Here is a 3,822-nt window from a genome sequence, read left to right as displayed (position 1 = left end):
GCTCGGGGTCGCTATCCCGCCACGGCTCCTCGATGCTGTCGAGACCCTGGTGCGCGTGGTAAATGTCCTGACCAACCATGTAAAGGCGGCACACTTCGACGGCGTCGTCCTGATGGACCGCCACCTGCACTGCCAACTCGCACTCCGCGCCGCCCACGGAATCCCACGCGGAGTACTCCTGCCCTGGTTGATCAGTCATCTTCCAACCCCGGACGCCATACTCTTCTTCGATGCACCCATCGATCAGGCATACGCCCGTATAACAGCGCGGGGCGCCGATTCAGAGAGCCGCGATGACCTCGTGGCGTTTCGCCAGGGATACCTCGATCTCCCCGAGGCCACAGGTTCCATACCCATCGATGCAGCCGCGACGGCTCCCGAAGTATTAGTGCAGATAGGGCTTGTGGTTGAAGCGCTGAACCTCATAGGTGACCACAGGCGGTGAGGTTGCTGTCAGGGGTCCTCTGCCCGCGTGCTCTTGGAGTGCCGTCCCTCGATCACGACTTTCTAACGTTTCTCTGCTCTGCAGGGTTTCACGGGCAATGCGTGTGGAGGGTGGGCTAAACCAGTGGGTATGGGGATATATCGTTGGCTGAAGGATCTGTGGAACGGGCGGGTGAGCGGCAGTGGCTTCGCGGCCGCCGCCTACCTGGTGTTGCTGGCCGCAGCATGGATATGGAGTAAGGTGGCGGGTCTTGCCGTGCCGGGTTCTATCACTGGAATCCTGATCTGGATTTACATCGTCCTGGGCGTCGTTGTCACGGCCGCTTTGCTAGCAGGTTCAGCGGTCAGAATCATTTTCCTGCGCCTGAATCACAGAAGAATCCCTGGTTGATGATGCACTCGGCTGCCGGCATGGTTTACACGGAGACGTGGTATGATAACGAGTATTTCTTCCGCGATGCCACTGGCGGCCCAGACCGCAGCACCGGTGCCATGCAATGCCAGAGCGAACTGGGCAGGGACCCATACTTCATCAGGGGACGGAGCAGGGAGGGGTTCGATGGATTCTGCCGGGCCGGTTCCCATGACACTTCCCATCATTGCGGAGCATCTGTTGACCGTTATTCTACTGGAAACAGCCGCACAGGCTGGCGTGGACAACTGGCTATGAGTTCGGCGTTTGAGGTGAGCGGGCCCCCTTTTTTTGACCGTGTGACGATTAGAAAAGCGTGGGCGAACATGGCCAGCGCGATGTGCCGGTACCAGCCGGTGTATTGGCGCACCTGATAGTGATCCAGTCCGGTTTCGCCCTTGGCGCTCTGGAACGTTTCCTCGATCGCCCAGCGCGCCCCTGCGACACGGATCAGCTCGGCCAGGGAGACCCGCTTTGGGCCGTGGCAGATGTAGTAGGCCAGATCGGTGGGATCGGTCAGGCTGGCCCTGGCCAGCAGCCAGTATTCCGCTTCGGGGTCGTTGGCTCCGTTGATCCGCGTCCTGGCCCAGGCGTAGCGGCGTTCTCCCTTCGCGCCCGCGCCGGCTGAGCGGATCCGCCAGGCCCGCCCCGACAGGGTGGCGATCAGTTCATCGGCACGGAACTCTGTACCGATGGTGCCGGTTTTGGCGATCACGCGCTGGTTCACCGGCACCGCCAAGACATAGGAGAGCCCGCGCTCTTCCAGCGTTTTACGGAGCTTGTAGTACTGGCCATAGACCGAGTCACCGGTGGCCCATTACGCCGGAACGCCGGCGTAATGGGCCCCGGTGAGCATCATAATCGCCAGTTCCGGTTTCGTGGCAAAAGTGCGCTCTTCGGGAATGCCTGCGGCGGCACACCGGTCCCGGTCATCGGTCCATGCCTTCGGCAGGTAAAGTTCCCGGTCCAGGAACGTGCGGCCGGCGCCGGTGGCGTAGGTCAGAAAGACTCCGATCTGTGAGTTTTCGATCCGCCCCGCGGTTTCCCGAATACTGGCGTGCGACCCCAGCCGACCGCGGGCCCTTCTTGATAAATCCCGTCTCATCAACGATCAGCACGCCATCGTCCGAGCCGAGATTCCCCGCGACGTAGGAACGAAGATCATCCCGCAGGCCATCCGGGTCCCAGTCCGTGCTCGAGAGCAACCTCTGCATCCGGTCCGGAACAGCCTGCCCGGCCTGCTCCGACAGCGTCCAGGAGTTCTTGCGTTCCTCGGCGGAGAGCATGCCTCTGTTTAAAACGCCCACAAGACAGAAATAAACGCGGCTGTAGGACTAGGCTGGTTGCCGTTCGGCTTCTTCGGGTTCGATCCCCTCCTCTACTTCCTCAGCATCCTCTTCAGCAGACTCATTGGACTCTTCGGAGCCGGCATTTTCGTCCTCTTCCCCGGCCGGTTCTTCAGAATTTTCGTCGTCTTCGTCCTCATACTCGGCTTCCTCTCCGGCGTCCGGCTCTTCTTCATATTCACCCTCATACTCCTCATCGTCGTACTCTTCCTCGCCTTCGCCGTCCTCCGACCCATCGGCCCCTTCGGCTTCGGATTGTTCCTGCTCCACGACTTCCTCGTGGGTACGGATGATCTCCTCATCGCGGATCTCACCACGCCAACCTTCAACCGCGTCAGGATCAAGGATGGTCGTGGTCATCACGTGGCGTACGTAGCGCTTCATTTCCACCCGCACACGCCGGCCGACTGCCCGCCAGATCTGGGCGGTCTTCTCAAAGAGGCCCTTCGGGTAGTACTCGACGACGATGCAGATTTTGGTCAGGCGGGGACCGTACTCGTGGAAAGTTACCGCCCCATCAAGGTGCCCCTTCTGGCCGGTGGACTTCCAGATGATGCGGTCATCCGGGACCATTTCCTTGATGGTCGCATCCCAGGTGCGGTGCGAGAGGAAGACCTGGCCCTTGAACTTGACCGTGCCCTCCTCCTCCGAATGCTCGGAAGTCTCGACCTTCTTCATGAAGTCGGACCACTCTTCAAACTGCGTCCACTGGTTATAGGCCACCGTCACCGGCACACCCACATCAATCCACTCCACAAGATTGACCAGCTTCTGCTCTTTACTGCCGGACGCCCCACTGCCGGTGAACTTCTCCCCACCTGCTTCTTCCGCGCCCGAGTCCGGTCCGCCGGATTTCTTACCCGATTCCTCAGACTCATCACTGTCCGATTCCTGGCCCGCGTCGCCACCGCCACCGCCCATGACTTTACTTTTCGCCCAGGAAAAAGCACGGCCGACAGCCTTCAAAGGATTCTTACTCTTCTCATCCTCGCCACCGGAATTTTCCTCGGACTCGTCGTCATCCGGCTCATCGTCGTTTCTTTCGGAGTTGCCGCTGGCAAAATCTGTTATCTTGCCAGTGAGATCTTCGACCTTGTCCGAGGCCTTGCCAAGAGTGCTGTTGATCAGTGATTTCCCATACTCGGCTGCCTGGTCTTTCAGCCCGTCCAGCGGGAGCGTCTCCAACAAGGAGCCTGACTTGGATTCTTTTTCAGCCATAACAATCAATCCTTACTTGGACGTCGACTTGCTGGAGCGGGAGCGGGACGAGGTATTTCCGCCAGACTTTGACGAGTTACCGCCCTTGGGCGAGTTGCCGCTGCCGCTCTTCGACGATGACGCCTTGGTTCCGGCACTCTTCGACGCGCCCTTGGTAGTCGAAGAGGCCTTCTTGCCGGTGGACTTGGCTGGCGCCTTGCTTGAGCTGGACTTGGCGGCAGAGGTGGTCTTCTTGGCCGCGCTCTTCGGCGCCGCCTTTTCCGCCGTATCCTCAGCCTTATTGGCCCCTTCCTCAGCTCCTTCCTCGTCCCGCTCTTCGGTGTCTTCTGTTTCGTCGGCGGGAGCCTCTTCTTCTTCGGTCTCCTCCGCTTCGTCGGCGGGGGCTTCCTCCTCCTCGGCCTC

General features: G+C 60.3%; 3 protein-coding genes and 2 pseudogenes. 2 read left to right on the top strand and 3 right to left on the bottom strand.

Translation table 11 applies throughout. The annotated features are described in order from the left end of the window. The coding region (locus tag Y707_RS30055) for a hypothetical protein (protein ID WP_035782168.1) at positions 1 to 445 on the top strand (445 nt) is incomplete at its 5' end. Positions 446 to 616: 171 nt separating this feature from the next. Beyond that, positions 617 to 835 (top strand): hypothetical protein, encoded by a 219-nt coding sequence (locus Y707_RS31645; protein ID WP_162150238.1) that lies wholly within the window; start codon positions 617 to 619, stop codon positions 833 to 835. Positions 836 to 1,064: 229 nt separating this feature from the next. Here the strand turns inward: Y707_RS31645 and Y707_RS32935 are convergent. From Y707_RS32935 to Y707_RS31640, 3 genes and pseudogenes are all read right to left on the bottom strand, one after another. Beyond that, positions 1,065 to 2,148: pseudogene (locus Y707_RS32935) on the bottom strand (IS701 family transposase); the annotation flags it as partial. Between the two features lie 42 nt (positions 2,149 to 2,190). Continuing rightward, positions 2,191 to 3,420, bottom strand: a complete 1,230-nt coding sequence (locus tag Y707_RS26840; protein WP_051442116.1) for an SRPBCC family protein — start codon at positions 3,418 to 3,420, stop codon at positions 2,191 to 2,193. Positions 3,421 to 3,432: 12 nt separating this feature from the next. Continuing rightward, positions 3,433 to 3,822 (bottom strand): annotated as a pseudogene (locus Y707_RS31640) (hypothetical protein); the annotation flags it as partial.

The sequence above is a fragment of the Arthrobacter sp. H14 genome (genome assembly GCF_000520495.1).
GTDB lineage: Bacteria > Actinomycetota > Actinomycetes > Actinomycetales > Micrococcaceae > Arthrobacter_C.
The sequence above is the reverse complement of the archived record's forward strand: the minus strand, read 5'-3'. Positions and strand labels throughout refer to the sequence as shown.

Excerpts from the sequence above, each read along its gene's own strand:
- Y707_RS26840 (WP_051442116.1), bottom strand. The coding sequence starts at position 3,420 with ATGGCTGAAAAAGAATCCAAGTCAGGCTCCTTGTTGGAGACGCTCCCG.